General features: G+C 72.9%; 13 protein-coding genes. 4 read left to right on the top strand and 9 right to left on the bottom strand.

Going from position 1 to position 13246, the window contains the following annotated elements:
- Nucleotides 1-76: 76 nt before the first annotated feature.
- Together SSP29_RS00465 and SSP29_RS00460 are read left to right on the top strand one after the other, a co-directional pair.
- Complete coding sequence (locus SSP29_RS00465; RefSeq protein WP_089098448.1) at nt 77-778, top strand: SDR family NAD(P)-dependent oxidoreductase; 702 nt, start codon at nt 77-79, stop codon at nt 776-778.
- A 94-nt stretch (nt 779-872) separates the two neighbouring features.
- Nucleotides 873-1289 (top strand): nuclear transport factor 2 family protein, encoded by a 417-nt coding sequence (locus SSP29_RS00460; protein WP_089098447.1) that lies wholly within the window; start codon nt 873-875, stop codon nt 1287-1289.
- A gap of 237 nt (nt 1290-1526) precedes the next feature.
- Here SSP29_RS00460 and SSP29_RS00455 read toward each other — a convergent pair whose 3' ends face one another.
- From SSP29_RS00455 to SSP29_RS00430, 6 genes are all read right to left on the bottom strand, one after another.
- Nucleotides 1527-2222: a LuxR C-terminal-related transcriptional regulator gene (locus SSP29_RS00455; RefSeq protein ID WP_089099732.1), complete on the bottom strand. Its 696-nt coding sequence runs from the start codon at nt 2220-2222 to the stop codon at nt 1527-1529.
- Between the two features lie 129 nt (nt 2223-2351).
- Nucleotides 2352-3011, bottom strand: coding sequence for a response regulator (locus SSP29_RS00450; RefSeq protein WP_089098446.1), 660 nt, complete (start codon nt 3009-3011; stop codon nt 2352-2354).
- On the bottom strand, nt 3008-4390 hold the full coding sequence (locus SSP29_RS00445; protein WP_089099731.1) for a sensor histidine kinase: 1383 nt from the start codon (nt 4388-4390) through the stop codon (nt 3008-3010). The genes SSP29_RS00450 and SSP29_RS00445 overlap by 4 nt, the downstream gene beginning before the upstream one ends.
- An 82-nt stretch (nt 4391-4472) precedes the next feature.
- On the bottom strand, nt 4473-5297 hold the full coding sequence (locus tag SSP29_RS00440; protein WP_089098445.1) for an ABC transporter permease: 825 nt from the start codon (nt 5295-5297) through the stop codon (nt 4473-4475).
- On the bottom strand, nt 5297-6226 hold the full coding sequence (locus SSP29_RS00435; RefSeq protein WP_089098444.1) for an ABC transporter ATP-binding protein: 930 nt from the start codon (nt 6224-6226) through the stop codon (nt 5297-5299). The genes SSP29_RS00440 and SSP29_RS00435 overlap by 1 nt, the downstream gene beginning before the upstream one ends.
- Before the next feature lie 237 nt (nt 6227-6463).
- Nucleotides 6464-7651, bottom strand: coding sequence for a serine hydrolase domain-containing protein (locus tag SSP29_RS00430; protein ID WP_089098443.1), 1188 nt, complete (start codon nt 7649-7651; stop codon nt 6464-6466).
- Between the two features lie 276 nt (nt 7652-7927).
- On the opposite strand from SSP29_RS00430, the gene SSP29_RS00425 reads away from it, so the two are divergent.
- A complete protein-coding gene (locus SSP29_RS00425) occupies nt 7928-9610 on the top strand; it encodes an RNA polymerase sigma factor (protein WP_089098442.1) in 1683 nt (560 codons plus the stop codon).
- Nucleotides 9611-9690: 80 nt separating this feature from the next.
- Here SSP29_RS00425 and SSP29_RS00420 read toward each other — a convergent pair whose 3' ends face one another.
- A complete protein-coding gene (locus tag SSP29_RS00420) occupies nt 9691-10377 on the bottom strand; it encodes a glycerophosphodiester phosphodiesterase (RefSeq protein ID WP_089098441.1) in 687 nt (228 codons plus the stop codon).
- A 44-nt stretch (nt 10378-10421) separates the two neighbouring features.
- Nucleotides 10422-11618: an adenosine deaminase gene (locus tag SSP29_RS00415; RefSeq protein ID WP_089098440.1), complete on the bottom strand. Its 1197-nt coding sequence runs from the start codon at nt 11616-11618 to the stop codon at nt 10422-10424.
- Nucleotides 11619-11655: 37 nt separating this feature from the next.
- Here SSP29_RS00415 and SSP29_RS59500 point away from each other — a divergent pair, with 37 nt between their 5' ends.
- On the top strand, nt 11656-12399 hold the full coding sequence (locus SSP29_RS59500) for a DUF4190 domain-containing protein (RefSeq protein ID WP_150133302.1): 744 nt from the start codon (nt 11656-11658) through the stop codon (nt 12397-12399).
- 141 nt (nt 12400-12540) lie between these two features.
- Here SSP29_RS59500 and ybiA read toward each other — a convergent pair whose 3' ends face one another.
- Nucleotides 12541-13104 (bottom strand): riboflavin biosynthesis intermediates N-glycosidase, encoded by a 564-nt coding sequence (gene ybiA / locus SSP29_RS00405; protein ID WP_089099729.1) that lies wholly within the window; start codon nt 13102-13104, stop codon nt 12541-12543.
- Nucleotides 13105-13246: the final 142 nt, after the last annotated feature.

The following is a 13246-nucleotide window of genomic DNA, read 5'->3' as shown; positions in this document are numbered from 1 at the left end:
CGCCGACGTACCGCACCGGCGCATGCGCCGCCCGCACCTTCCCCCGCCCCACCCTCACCATCGTCAGGAGCATTTGATGCCTGAAACCCCCACCACCCCCAGGGTCGCCGTCGTCGTGGGCGGGGCCGGGGCCATCGGCGGCGCCATCGTGCGCGAGCTGACCGGGCGCGGCCATGTCGTACGGGTCCTGGACCGCGCCGGCGACATCGTCTGCGACCTGGCCGACGCCGAGCACGTACGGGCGGGCGCGCGCCGCGTGCTGGCCGAGAACGGGCGGTGCGACGTGCTGGTGCACGCGGCCGCCGCCACCGACCTGATGGACGTGGAGACCGTCGACCTGGACGCCTGGCGCCGGGTCCAGGCCGTCAACGTCGAGTCCGCGGTGCTGCTCGCCCAGGCGTTCGTGCCGGGGATGCGGGAGCGCGGCTTCGGCCGGATCGTGCACATCGTCTCCGACACCTTCTGGAAGCCGCCGAGCCCGGACCTGCTGGCGTACGTGACCAGCAAGGGCGCGCTGATCGGCCTCACCCGGTCGCTCGCCGCCTCGCTCGGGCGGTACGGGATCGCGGTGACCGCAGTGGCGCCCGGGCTGACCCGGACCGCGTCCACCGCCTACCAGCCGGACGCCGCCTTCGAGGCCTCGCAGGCCGGGCAGGCGCTGCCCCGCGCGCTGACGCCCGAGGACGTGTCGGCGGCGGCCGGCTTCCTGGCGAGCGACGCCGCCGAGGCGCTGACCGGCCAGATCCTGACCGTGGATGGCGGCGGACTGTTCACGTGAGCCGTGGATCGCTTGACTTATGTGGCTAGCCAAGTAATTATGTGGCTAGCCACATTAATGCGTGGCCCACTCCGTATCACGATGGGAACGAACCATGAGCGAGACCCTTACCGCCGCCGACCTGGTGCGGCGCAGCCTCGACATCTTCCTCTCCAAGGACATGAAGGCCTGGGCGGACCAGTGCGACGAGAACGTCGTCGTCGAGTTCCCCTTCGCCCCCGAGGGCAGCCCCACCCGGCTGGAGGGCCGGGCGGCCGTCTACGAGTACCTGAAGGGCTACCCCGACCTCATCGACGTGCACCGGATCACGTCGGCGACCGTCCACGCCACCGAAGACCCCGATGTGGCCGTCGCCGACTGGAGCGTCACCGGCCGGGTGCTGGCCAACGGGAACCCGTACGACATGAGTTACGCGACGTTCGTGACGTTCAAGGACGGCAAGATCGTCAAGTACCGCGAGTACTGGAACCCGTTGGCGTTCATCAAGGCGCTGGGCGGCGAGAGCTTCTGAGCGTTCCGCTGGGGAGGGCCGCGTTGCGTCGTCGGCCGGGTGTGGCGCCGTCGTGGCTGGTCGCGCAGTTCCTCCCCCAGCCTTCGGCCGGGGGTACCCCCAGCGCCCCTTCGGGGCGCTGCCGCTAGGGCCTGTCTGACAATTCCCGTCGTCGCCCGGAGGGCGGCCTCGCGGCGTCAGGTGCGGCGAGAGTGCGTGCATGGCGTCGCGAGGCAGACAGGAATTGTCAGACAGGCCCTAGGCCGCCGGTCGGATCAGGCCCGACTCGTAGGCGAAGGTCACCGCCTGTACTCGGGCCCGGGCGCCGATTTTCGCGAGGACGTTGCTGACGTGGGTCTTCACGGTGGTCGGCGCGATGGACAGCCACTGCGCGATCTCGGCGTTGGTCCAGCCGGCGGCCACGGCGATCAGGACGTCGCGCTCGCGCTCGGTGAGGGTGCCGAGTCCCGAGGTACGGGGGAGGGGGCGGACGGTGTGCTGCTGGCGGACGGCGTCGATGAGCGCGCGGGTCAGACCGGGCGTGATGACGGCGTCGCCGGCGGCCACCACCCGGATGGCCGCGGTCAGTTCGGTCGGGTCGGCGTCGTCGAGCAGGAAGCCGCCGGCACCCGCCCGCAGGGCCGCCCAGGCGTCCGCCTCCTGCTCGGCCGCGGTCAGCACCAGGACCCGGGAGACGGCCGCCGCCTCGCCGGTGAAGCCGGGGGTGCGGGGCGGGGCGGGGCGGGCGATGCGCCGGATGGTGTCGATCGCGTCCGCCCGGGCGAGGTGGCTGTCCATCAGGACGACGTCGGGGCGGAGCGCGGCGCTCGCACGGATCGCCTCGTCCCCGTCCGCCGCCTCCCCGACGACCGTCAGGCCGGGCTCGGCCGCGAGGAGCATGCGCAGGGCGAGGCGCTGGAGGGATTGGTCGTTGACGACGAGTACGGAGACCATGCCTGTCTTCTCCATGCGAGGTCCGTTCCCTGAACGAAACAGTTTCGTTCACATGCTACGCCTGGAGTCGCCGCATCGGGAGAGGGGGGTCCGACTGCTCGGCGGCCGGTTCCGGGAGCGGCGGTCCGCCTACTTGGCGCGGACCAGTCCGGCGTCGTACGCCGTGATCACGGCCTGGATCCGGTCGCGCGCCCCGATCTTGGCGAGGACCCGGCCGACGTGCTTCTTGACGGTCGACTCGGTGAGGACGAGGCGCTCGGCGATCTCGGTGTTGTTCCAGCCCCGGCCGATGGCGACCAGGACCTCGCGCTCGCGGTCGGTCAGCGAGCGCAGCCGGGGGTCCTCGACGGCGGCCGCGGGCGCCAGCACCCGGTGGGCGTAGGCGTCCAGGAGGCGCCGGGTCAGCGAGGGGGCCACCACGGCGTCGCCGCTCGCCACCGCGTGGATGCCCGCGACCAGCTCCTCCGGACGGGTGTCCTTGAGCAGGAAGCCGCTGGCCCCGGCGCGCAGCCCGTCGTACGCGTACTCGTCGAGGTCGAAGGTGGTCACGATGAGGACGCGGGTGCGGCCGCCGGTGGCGACGATCCGCCGGGTCGCCTCCAGCCCGTCCATGCCGGGCATCCGGATGTCCATGAGGACGACGTCGGGCCGCAGTTCGGCGGCGAGCCGGACGGCCGCCGCGCCGTGTTCCGCCTCACCGACCGGCTCCAGACCGGGGGTGCCCTCCAGCAGCATCCGCACACCCATCCGCTGGAGCGGCTGGTCGTCGGCGATCAGTACGGTCGTCACAGCTGCTCTCCCGGAGCCGGCGCGGTGGGTGATGCGGTGGGTGGTGCGGGCGGGGCCGAGGGCACGTCGAGGACGACGTCGACCAGCCAGCCGGGACCGCCCCCGCACGGTCCGGCGACGACCGTGCCGCCGTACATCGCGGCCCGCTGCCGGATGCCGACCAGGCCGTGACCTGTCGTGTCGTCGGACGGTTCCGGCTCCGGTGCCGTGCCGGTGTCCGCGACCCGGACCCGCACCTCGCCCGGCGCGACGGCGACCGTCACCTCGGCGGACGCGCCGGGTCCCGCGTGCTTGAGGGTGTTGGTCAGCGACTCCTGGACGATCCGGTAGACGGTGAGCTGGACACCGTCGCCCAGCGCGTCGGGGTCGCCCACCGTCCGGTACGTCACCGGCAGCCCCGCCGCCCGGACCCGGGCCAGCAGCGGGTCCAGGTCCACGATGCCCGGCTGCGGCGCCAGCGGCCGCTCCTCGTCGGCGCCCTCGCGCAGCACGCCCAGGACCCGGCGCAGCTCGCTCATCGCCTGCCGGCCGGTGTCGCCGAGGATCCGCAGGGCCTCCGCGGACCGCTCGCCCCGGTTGCCGGCGAGGACCGCCGCGCCGTCGGCCACGCTGACCATCACGGAGAGGTTGTGGCCGACGATGTCGTGCATCTCCCTGGCGACCCGGGAACGCTCGGCGGCCGCGGTGAGCCGTACCCGCTGCTCCTGTTCGATCTCCAGCTGCCGGGCGCGGTCCTCCAGGGCCGCCAGATAGAGCCCCCGGATCCGGACGGTCAGGCCGACGGCGACCGCCGCGGTCAGCGAGCCCAGCAGGAAGAAGGTGCCGAGCAGCGGATGGTCGATCGGCGCCAGGACGTTGGCGCCCAGGGCCAGCGCGACGACGCTCAGCCCGACCGACCAGCCCAGCACGCGCAGGGAGCCGTTGCGGGCCAGGGTGTAGAGGGCGACGAGCGTGGCGGTGCCCGCCCGCAGCCAGAGCCCCGCCGACCACTCGACCAGGTTCACGGCGAGGATCGTGCAGTACACGACGGCCGGGGCCCGGCGGCGCCACCACAGCGGAAGGACCAGCGCGGCGACGAAGGCACACAGGACGCCGGTCGGCAGCGTGTCCGGGGCGGTCGTGTGCGCGAAGGGGGAGCTGTGGTCGACCATCAGCAGGTCGGGCAGGCTGACCAGCAGCATGAACAGCACCAGCGCGGTGTCGAGCAGCCACGGATGCCGCCGGTCCAGCTGCCGCCGGCGGCTGCGGTCGCGCAGCATCCGGCCCAGCAGCGGATGCGCCCAGGCGTGCGACCAGGCCGCGTCGGACCTGGGGGACGGCGCGCTCGCCGTCCCCCGGTCGGTGTCCCCGGCGGCTGCCGCGCGGTGCGGCGGACTCATGCCGGCCATTGTCCTCGGGTCCGGCGCCCTCCGGGCCGGGGGTGTCCGGTGCATCCGGCGCATCCGCTGCGTCCGCCCCGGCTCAGACGTCGGTCCTGGCCAGCCGGTACGCCGCCGCGGCCAGGGTCAGCGCCACCCAGCCGGCGAAGACGGCGATGCCCGCCCCGGGCGAGAGGGCGTCGGAGGACTGGTGCAGGGCGTACACCGCCTGGCCGGCGTTGCTCGGGAAGTAGGGGCTGAGGGTGTCGTACCAGGAGTCGGGCAGCAGCGAGGCCAGGCCGGGCAGGATCAGCAGGATGCCGACCAGGGAGGCGATGGCCCCGGCGGAGTTGCGCAGCAGCACGCCCAGGGCCACGCCGAAGACGGCGACCAGACCGAGGTAGAGGCCGGCTCCGGCCAGGCTGCGCAGCACCCCGTCGTCGCCGAGCGACAGGGAGATCTTCTCGCCGTCCAGACCGGGCGAGCCGAGACCGAACGCGGCCAGCGCACCGAGCGTGGTGAGGACCAGGGCGATCGGACCGAGCACGGCGGCCTTCGCCCACAGCACCGGGAGGCGCCGCGGGACGGCGGTGAGCGTGGAGCGGATCATGCCGGTGCTGTACTCGCCCGCCGACAGCAGCACCCCGAGCACGCCCACGGCCAGCGACGCGAAGGTCACACCGGTCAGGGCCAGGCTGACCGCGTCGCTCTCCCCGCTGCTCGCGCCGGGCGGGCCGCCCGCCGTGGCGCCCGCGCTGTAGGTGTAGCTGGCGATCGTCCCGAACAGCACCAGCAGGAACACGGCGACCGCGAGGGTGATCCAACTGGAGCGCAGCGACCAGAACTTGGCCCACTCCGAGCGCAGTACCCGGCGGCCGGTCACCTTGTACGGCGCCGGGCGGGCGAGGGCGATGCTGGTGACGGTCATCAGGCGGCCTTTCGTGCGGTGCCGGCCGGAGCGCTCTGGTACTCGACCACGTCCCGGGTGAGGTCCATGAACGCCGTCTCCAGGGAGACGGCCTGCGGGGTGAGTTCGTACACGGGTACGCCGTGCAGGGCGGCGACCGTCCCGATCTCCCGGGCGTCCCGGCCCGCGACCAGCAGCTCCTCGGCGGACGAGGAGGTGATCGTGACGTCGGGTCCGGCCAGCAGCGAGCGCAGCTTCGCGGGCTCGCCGGTGACGACCTTCACGCCACCGCCGCCCGCCTCCCGGGTGAAGTCCTCGACCGTGGTGTCCGCGAGCAGCCTGCCCCGACCGATGATCACCAGATGGTCGGCGATCAGCGCGGTCTCGCTCATCAGGTGCGAGGAGAGCATCACGGCCCGCCCCTCGTCGGCCAGTTGACGCAGCAGGTTGCGGACCCAGAGCACGCCCTCGGGGTCGAGGCCGTTGACCGGTTCGTCGAGCATCACGATCGCCGGGTCGCCCAGCAGCGCCGAGGCGATGCCGAGCCGCTGGCCCATGCCGAGCGAGAAGGCGCCGACCCGCTTGCCGGCCACGCTGGTCAGCCCGGCCAGCTCGATGACCTCGTCGACGCGGCTGCGCGGAATGCCGTGTGTGTACGCGAGCGCCAGGAGGTGGTTGGCCGCGCTGCGCCCCGGGTGGACGGACTTGGCCTCCAGGAGGCTGCCGATCTCGTGCAGGGGGGCGGGGTGCCCGGCGTAGGAACGGCCGTTGACGGTGACCGAGCCGTGGGTGGGGGCGTCCAGGCCGACGATCATCCGCATGGTCGTGGACTTGCCCGCGCCGTTGGGACCGAGGAAGCCGGTCACCTCACCGGGCTTCACGGTGAAACTCAGACGGTCGACGACGGTCTTGTCGCCGTAGCGCTTTGTCAGTTCGCGTGCTTCGATCATGGAGCTGGGCCTTCCTGCCTCGCACTCGGCCGCGGCCGGTCTCGTCGCGGTCTCCGTTGTCGAAGGTAGGAGCGGGCCGCCTCCGGACCCTGGGACCCCGGGGGAATCTTCGGCGGGCCGCTGGTACCGGGGTACCAGCGGCCGGTCATCCCCACGGGCGACGGGGAGACGGTGCGATGGGCAGACCGGCAATGGTGTGATCGTGAAGCCGGGCGCGGGCCGACCGGACTCTCACCCTCACTCCTGCGCGACCTGTTTGAGCGCGGCGAGGACGATCCGCTCGGCGACCGGGTTCGTGTCCACGCCCTTCGCGTCGGTCGCGTCGACCGAGTAGACGAGGGTCCGGCTCAGGTCCCGGGTCCCGGCGATGGCCGCGCTGTAGCCGTACCGGGAGCCCGACTTGACCCAGTACACCCGGCCCTCGTACGCGAAGCGCTGCAGCCCGGCGCTGTAGGTGGCCCCCTCGATGTTCGCCGGGACCGTGAACATCTCCTCCAGCTGCGGTCCCGGCGGCACGATCCGCCCCCGGAAGAGGGAGGTGAGCAGCCGTTCCAGGTCGGCGGTGGTGGAGATCATGTCCCCGGCGGCGAACCGGTCCGCCTGGTTCCACTCGGTGACGTCCAGGAACTCCGTCGTCCCGTCGGCCTTCGTCACCCTCTGGTAGCCGTGGTTGTGCGGGCCGCGGATGCGCGGGTCGGTGCCGGGGAAGTAGGTGTCCCGCATCCCGGCGGGGCGCAGCACCAGCCGCTCGGCCACCGAGGCGTACGACCGCCCGGTCACCTTCTCGATCAGCAGCCCGAGCACCGTGTAGTTGATGTTGAGGTAGTCCTGCCGGGTGCCCGGCGCGAACTCGGGGCCCTTCGCCACCGCCGACCGCACGACCTGCTGCGGGGTGAGCGTGTCGAAGCGGTGCGCGTACTGCGCCTCGAAGGAGTTGCCCCAGCCGTCGCCCTCCGGGATGCCGCTGGTGTGGTTCAGCAACTGCCGCACCGTGATGGGCCGGAAGGCCGGGGTGAACAGGTCCGGGAGGTACTGCTGGACCGGCCGGGCGAGGTCGATCCGCCCTTGCGCCGCCAGTCTCAGTACGGCCGCCGCGGTCACCACCTTCGTCGTGGAACCGGCGCGGAAGCGGGCGTCCGGGTCCGCCGCCCGGCCGCTCGCCAGGTCGTGCACGCCCGCGCTGCCGCGCCAGACGCCGTCGGTACCGCCCACCCGGACGAGCGCGGCGGTGGCGTCCGCGTCGGGCAGCCCGGCGATCGCGGCACGCAGTGCCTCGGCGTCCGGACCGGTGGCGTCCGGACCGGTGGCGGCCCGCGCGGCGGCGGGCGCCGGGGCGGCGGCGAGGGCGGGGGCGGCCAGCGGTCCGGCCGCGAGGGCCAGGACGAGGGAGGCGGCGAGGGCGGTACTCCGGGTGCGGACACGCATGCGTGAGCTCCTCAGGAGGTGATCGGTCAAGGGTCGCGGCCATCCTCCGGGGGTACCGCGCCGCCCGGATCGTCGGCGGGGAGGGCACGCGCCCCTGAGTTGTCACCCACCAACTGGCTCAAGAACTAGGGGAGTTACCAGGCAACACCCTTAGGGGGCACGGCTGCCCGGGAACTCGGCGGATGAAAAAGTGTTATCCCGGAACCCCGCACTCCGTCTCCGCACTGTGATCCCCGACATTGCCAAAGCCACCGCCCCGGCTGAGAAGGTGCGGTTATGAGGACGAACGTGCAGGTGTCGCGGCAGTGGCGGGCCACGGTCGCGGCCGCGCAGGAGGGCGACCGGCGTGCGCTGGACGAACTGGTCGCGGGCTGGCTGCCGTTGGTCTACAACGTGGTCGGCCGTGCCCTGAACGGCCACGCCGACGTCGACGACGTCGTCCAGGAGACCATGCTGCGGGCCGTCGACAACCTCGGCACCCTGCGCGACCCGGACAGCTTCCGGTCCTGGCTGGTGGCCATCGCCATGCGGCAGATCCGGGACCGGGCGCGCCGCAGACGGGACCGGAAACTGGACGAGGCGGTCCCGGACGGCGCCGCCGACTTCGCCGAACTCACCGTGCTGCGACTCCAGTTGGAGGGCCAGCGGCGGGAGGTCGCGGAGGCCGTGCGCTGGCTGGACGCCGAGGACCGGCAGCTGGTGTCGCTGTGGTGGCTGGAGGTGTCGGGCGAACTCACCCGGCGTGAACTGGCGGCGGCCGTCGGCATCAGCCGGCAGCATGCCGCCGTCCGCGTCCAGCGGATGAAGGAGCGGCTGGAGACCTCGCGCGGCATCGTGCGCGCCCTGGACGGGGCCTGCCCGGAACTGCGCGAGCTGACCGCCCGCTGGGACGGGCGGCCCGACTCCGTCTGGCGCAAGCGGCTGGCCCGGCACATCCGGGGTTGCGGCTACTGCGGAGACACCCGTGACTCCGTCGTACCGGCGGAACGGCTGCTGGTCGGGATCGCCCTGGTGCCGGTCCCGGTCGGCTTCACACTGTCGCTGCTGCTCGGCGGCAAGACGGCGGCCGCGGCCGGTTCCGTGTCCGCCGGCTGGTCGGCGAAGGTCCTGGGCGTGCTGACCAAACCGGCGGTGGCGGTGACCGCCGGGGCGACGATCGTGGCGGGCGGCGCCTATGTCGTCGTACAGACGCCGCACGACCCGGCACCGCGGACCGCGGTGTCGCCGACGGCGGCGGTCACGCGTGCGGTACCGCAGACGCCGGTCACCACGCCCTCGCCGTCCTCTTCCGCCCCGCCGTCCCCGTCCCCGTCGGCTTCGGCGACCGCGGCGGTCTACGGCTCGGTCGTCGACGCGGTCGACACGGCGCCGGATCCGGACACCAGGCCGGGTGCGCTGCCGCACCGGCCGGAGGGCGGGATCACCAGTACGGGTGGGGCGCACGCCGTCCTGAACCACCGCGGGGACGGTGTCACCCTCTCCGGCCAGGGCTATGTGCTGGTCCGCTGGCAGATCTCACCGCAGTACCGGGCCGGGAACCTGGTCATGCCGTCCTGGACCGGGCTGAAGGGGAAGATCTTCCATGTGGCGTCCGGGGGCGGGCGGCGGATGGACGACCGGGTGAGTACGACGGACACGTCCGCGACGGGGATGGGGAACTCGGCGGTCGGGTACGCGGTGCTGCCGTCGGGGGCGCAGCAGATGTGGCAGAACGAGTACTACTACGTCGACGGCAGCGTGACGTTCACGGTGAACGAGCGGGGGGCCGACTACGGGGTGAGCGTCTTCCCGTCGTCGTGGGACGCGGTGGAGAAGGATGTGCTGTACGGGCCCCCGGACGGGGCGGTCCGGTATGGGCTGGTGCGGGATGACGGGACGGATGCGGCGCCGGTTCCGCAGTATGTGACGCGGTCGGTGCCGGCTGATGCGGCGACGGTGGCGCAGAGGTCGCGGGTCTAGTGCGGCTGGGTGGGGGCTGGTCGCGCCCACGCGGCGGAGCCGCATGTCAAGTACAGCCCCGCGCCCCTTTCGGGGCGCGTTCAGCGGAGGGCGTTGAGTACGTCCACTCTGTTCGTGGTGATCGAATCGACGCCCATGTCCAGCAGGCGGCGCAGGGAGCGGCGGGTGTCCGGGGTCCAGCAGGAGACCAGGTAGCCGCTGTGGTGGATGTGTTCTACCAGTTCGGGGTCGAGCAGGCTGAAGCGGTAGTTGAGGTGGCGGGGGCGGATCGCGTCCAGGAGGGCGGGGCGGGCCGGGGCCACGGTCTTGCGGGTCAGGGCGATCTCGGCGGACGGGTCGGCGGCCCGGACCGCCAGCATCGCGACGGCGTCCCCCGTGTAGTAGACGCGCTCCGTCGCACCGCACTCCCGGGCCACGGCCACGATCCTTGCCACCGCCCGCTCGCTCGGGTCCCCGGGCAGGTCGAGCATCACCCGGCTGCCCTCCGTCGCCGCCAGCGCCTCGGCGAGGGTCGGGACACCGCCCGCGGCGCCCGCGGTGAGTCCGCGCACCTCGTCCGCCGACAGGGTGGGCAGCGGGCGGTCGTGCTCCCACAACCGCTTGAGCGTCTCGTCGTGCAGGAGGACGGGAACACCGTCACGGGTGAGCCGAACGTCGGTCTCCACCGCGTCCGCGCCCCGGCGGAGCGCGGAACGCAGGGAGTCGAGCGTGTTCTCGCGGAAGCGGTAGGGGTCGCCGCGGTGGGCCACGGCGGTCACGGTCTGCATGAGCCCATGGTGTCAGGGCTCCGCAGGGGTTCCGCAGGGGCTCGTCAGGGGGCGAGCCACGCCTTCGTGTACGCGTCGATCTCGGCCGAGACCGCCGCCTTGCCCGCCAGGTCCAGGAAGGACGCTTCCACCGCGTTCTTCGCGAGGTCGGCGATGCCGCGCTCGTCGAGCCCGAGGAGACGGGCGGCGACCGCGTACTCGCTGTTGAGGTCGGTGCCGAACATCGGCGGGTCGTCGGAGTTGACCGTGACCAGGACACCGGCGTCGACGAAGTCCCTGATCGGGTGCTCTTCGAGGGTGCGCACCGCGCGGGTGGCGATGTTGGAGGTCGGGCACACCTCCAGCGCGATCCGGTGTTCGGCGAGGTGGGCGAGGAGCTTCGGGTCCTGCGCGGAGCTGGTGCCGTGGCCGATGCGCTCGGCGTGCAGGTGGGTCAGCGCGTCCCAGACCGTGCCGGGGCCGGTGGTCTCGCCCGCGTGCGGGACGGAGTGCAGGCCGGCCGCGACGGCCCGGTCGAAGTAGGGCTTGAACTGCGGCCGGGGCACCCCGATCTCGGGGCCGCCGAGACCGAACGAGACCAGGCCCTCCGGGCGGAGCCGGTCGTCCGTCGCCAGCCGTGCCGTCTCCTCGGCGGCCTCCAGACCCGCCTCGCCGGGGATGTCGAAGCACCAGCGCAGCACCGTGCCGAACTCGGTCTCCGCCGCCTTCCGAGCGTCCTCGATGGCGTCCATGAAGGCCCGCTCGTCGATCCCGCGCCGGGTGGACGAGAACGGGGTGATCGTCAGCTCGGCGTAGCGCACCTGCTGGCGGGCGAGCTCGCGGGCCACCTCGTAGGTGAGCAGCCGCACGTCCTCGGGTGTGCGGATCAGGTCGACCACCGACAGATAGACCTCGATGAAGTGGGCGAAGTCCGTGAACGTGAAGTAGTCGGCCAGGGCCTCGGGGTCGGTCGGGACCTTGGAGTCGGGGTGCCGGGCGGCGAGTTCCGACACGATGCGGGGGGAGGCGGAGCCGACGTGGTGGACGTGCAGTTCGGCCTTGGGCAGTCCGGCGATGAAGGCGTGCACATCGCGCGGCGCGGCGGGTTCGGCGTGGCGGTCGGACAAGGGTTCCTCCCCGGAACGGCGCGGGCCGCCTACGGCGGGGTACGGCCGTGGGGCCCGGCGCGGTGATCGGCTGATCGGTGACTCGGGGTCATCGTAGGCCGGGCCGGAGTCCGGCCGGGGGCCGGGCCGTAGCATGGCGGCGGCATACGTGCAGGAGAGGGGACATCACACGATGGCTGACGAGGTGCCGCAGGCTCCGAAGGTACGGCTGGACAAGGGGGAGGACGTCGGGGAGGGGGCCGGGCCCGACGCGCCGGTGATACCGCCGTCGGTCCACGACCAGCGGACGGTCGCGGCGATACCGGGGCCGGACGCCTCCGCCGGCGCACCGCCGCAGGGCTGGGCCAGCCCCATCGCCGCGCCGTCCGACATGCGCCCGGCTCCGCCGGCGAACCCCTTCGCGGCGCCGGATCCCGCCGCACCGCCGCCCAACCCCTACGCTCCGCCCGCGCCGCAGCAGCCTCAGCAGCCGCAGAGCGCGGCGGTGCCTCCGCCGCCGATCGCCCCGAACGGGCCCGGTCAGGTTCCCTACGGCTACCCCGGTGGCCCTGTTTCCGCCCCGCCCGCGCCGGGATACGGCTATCCCGGCCAGCCGCTGCCGTCGTATCCGGCGGCCGGGCCCGGGGGGTACGGCGGCTGGCCCGGGATGCAGCCTGCGCCTGACAACGGTCTGGGGACGGCCGCCATGGTGACCGGGATCATCAGTGCGATCGGGTTCTGCCTGGCGCCGGTCGCGCTGGTGATGGGGGTGCTGGCCATCGTGTTCGGGTCGATCGGGCGGGCCCGGGTGAAGCGGGGCGTGGCGACGAACGGCGGGCAGGCGCTGGCCGGGATCATCTGCGGGTCGGCGGGGCTGGTGCTCGCCGCGGCGTTCATCACGCTGATCGTGGTGGCGGGGAGCCAGGGGAGCCAATAGCTCGGGCGGACCGGTGGGTGGTCGGGTGCGGCGCGGTGGGGGCTGGTCGCGCCCACGCGGGGGAGCCGCATATCGATACAGCCCCGCGCCCCTTTGCGTGGGACCAGTTCCGTCGGTCACAAGCCCCACCCCCTCGTCTTTCTACGCCCCCGCCATCCGCAACCGCTCCCGCGCCTCCATCAACGCGAACCCCAGCAGGTTCAGCCCCCTCCACCGCGTCGGATCCTCCGCTGCCGCGTCCGTCGCCGTCAGGCCGATCCCCCACACCCGGTCCACCGGGCTCGCCTCCACCAGGACCCGGTTGCCGGTCGCCAGCAGGAAGTCCCGCAGCCCGGCGTCGGCGGCGAACTTGTGCACGCTGCCCTCGGCCACGATGCCGAAGCGCTCCCGCTGCCATTTCGCCTCGTCGAAGCCCCGGACCAGGCGGCCCGCCTTCTTCGCCTCTGCGGGGTGCCCCGCCGCCAGGACCGCCCGCTCCGCCTCCGCGTCCCCGAAGAGCCTGGCCTTTCCCGCCATCATCCAGTGCTCGGCGGTCGCGTACTCCACACCGTCGACCACGAAGCGTGACGGCCACCACTGGCTCAGACAGCTCGCCGAGACCTGCCCGTCCGGCCTCGGCCGGTGTCCCCAGAAGTGCAGGTACCTGATCCTGGCCCCCGCCCGGACCGCCCTGATCAGGGCCTCCACAGAATCGATCTCCGCCATGCACGCCAGTCTGGCAGCCACCACTGACACTCCGTCCTGCCTTTTCCGCCCTGACTCGACACCTGGTCGACAGATTCCGTCGCGTAACCAAAAGGCAACAACGGAATCACTTGTTGGTCGCCCCTTGCTCTGTCAGGATCGG

Origin of the sequence: Streptomyces hyaluromycini (assembly GCF_002217755.1) — a bacterium.
Classification (GTDB): Bacteria; Actinomycetota; Actinomycetes; order Streptomycetales; family Streptomycetaceae; genus Streptomyces; species Streptomyces hyaluromycini.
This window is presented reverse-complemented; position numbering and strand designations above follow the sequence as displayed.

Excerpts from the sequence above, each read along its gene's own strand:
- SSP29_RS00465 (WP_089098448.1), top strand. The coding sequence starts at position 77 with ATGCCTGAAACCCCCACCACCCCCAGGGTCGCCGTCGTCGTGGGCGGG.
- SSP29_RS00460 (WP_089098447.1), top strand. The coding sequence starts at position 873 with ATGAGCGAGACCCTTACCGCCGCCGACCTGGTGCGGCGCAGCCTCGAC.
- SSP29_RS00455 (WP_089099732.1), bottom strand. The coding sequence starts at position 2,222 with ATGGTCTCCGTACTCGTCGTCAACGACCAATCCCTCCAGCGCCTCGCC.
- SSP29_RS00445 (WP_089099731.1), bottom strand. The coding sequence starts at position 4,390 with ATGAGTCCGCCGCACCGCGCGGCAGCCGCCGGGGACACCGACCGGGGG.
- SSP29_RS00440 (WP_089098445.1), bottom strand. The coding sequence starts at position 5,297 with ATGACCGTCACCAGCATCGCCCTCGCCCGCCCGGCGCCGTACAAGGTG.
- SSP29_RS00435 (WP_089098444.1), bottom strand. The coding sequence starts at position 6,226 with ATGATCGAAGCACGCGAACTGACAAAGCGCTACGGCGACAAGACCGTC.
- SSP29_RS00430 (WP_089098443.1), bottom strand. The coding sequence starts at position 7,651 with ATGCGTGTCCGCACCCGGAGTACCGCCCTCGCCGCCTCCCTCGTCCTG.
- SSP29_RS00425 (WP_089098442.1), top strand. The coding sequence starts at position 7,928 with ATGAGGACGAACGTGCAGGTGTCGCGGCAGTGGCGGGCCACGGTCGCG.
- SSP29_RS00420 (WP_089098441.1), bottom strand. The coding sequence starts at position 10,377 with ATGCAGACCGTGACCGCCGTGGCCCACCGCGGCGACCCCTACCGCTTC.
- SSP29_RS00415 (WP_089098440.1), bottom strand. The coding sequence starts at position 11,618 with ATGCTACGGCCCGGCCCCCGGCCGGACTCCGGCCCGGCCTACGATGAC.
- SSP29_RS59500 (WP_150133302.1), top strand. The coding sequence starts at position 11,656 with ATGGCTGACGAGGTGCCGCAGGCTCCGAAGGTACGGCTGGACAAGGGG.
- ybiA (WP_089099729.1), bottom strand. The coding sequence starts at position 13,104 with ATGGCGGAGATCGATTCTGTGGAGGCCCTGATCAGGGCGGTCCGGGCG.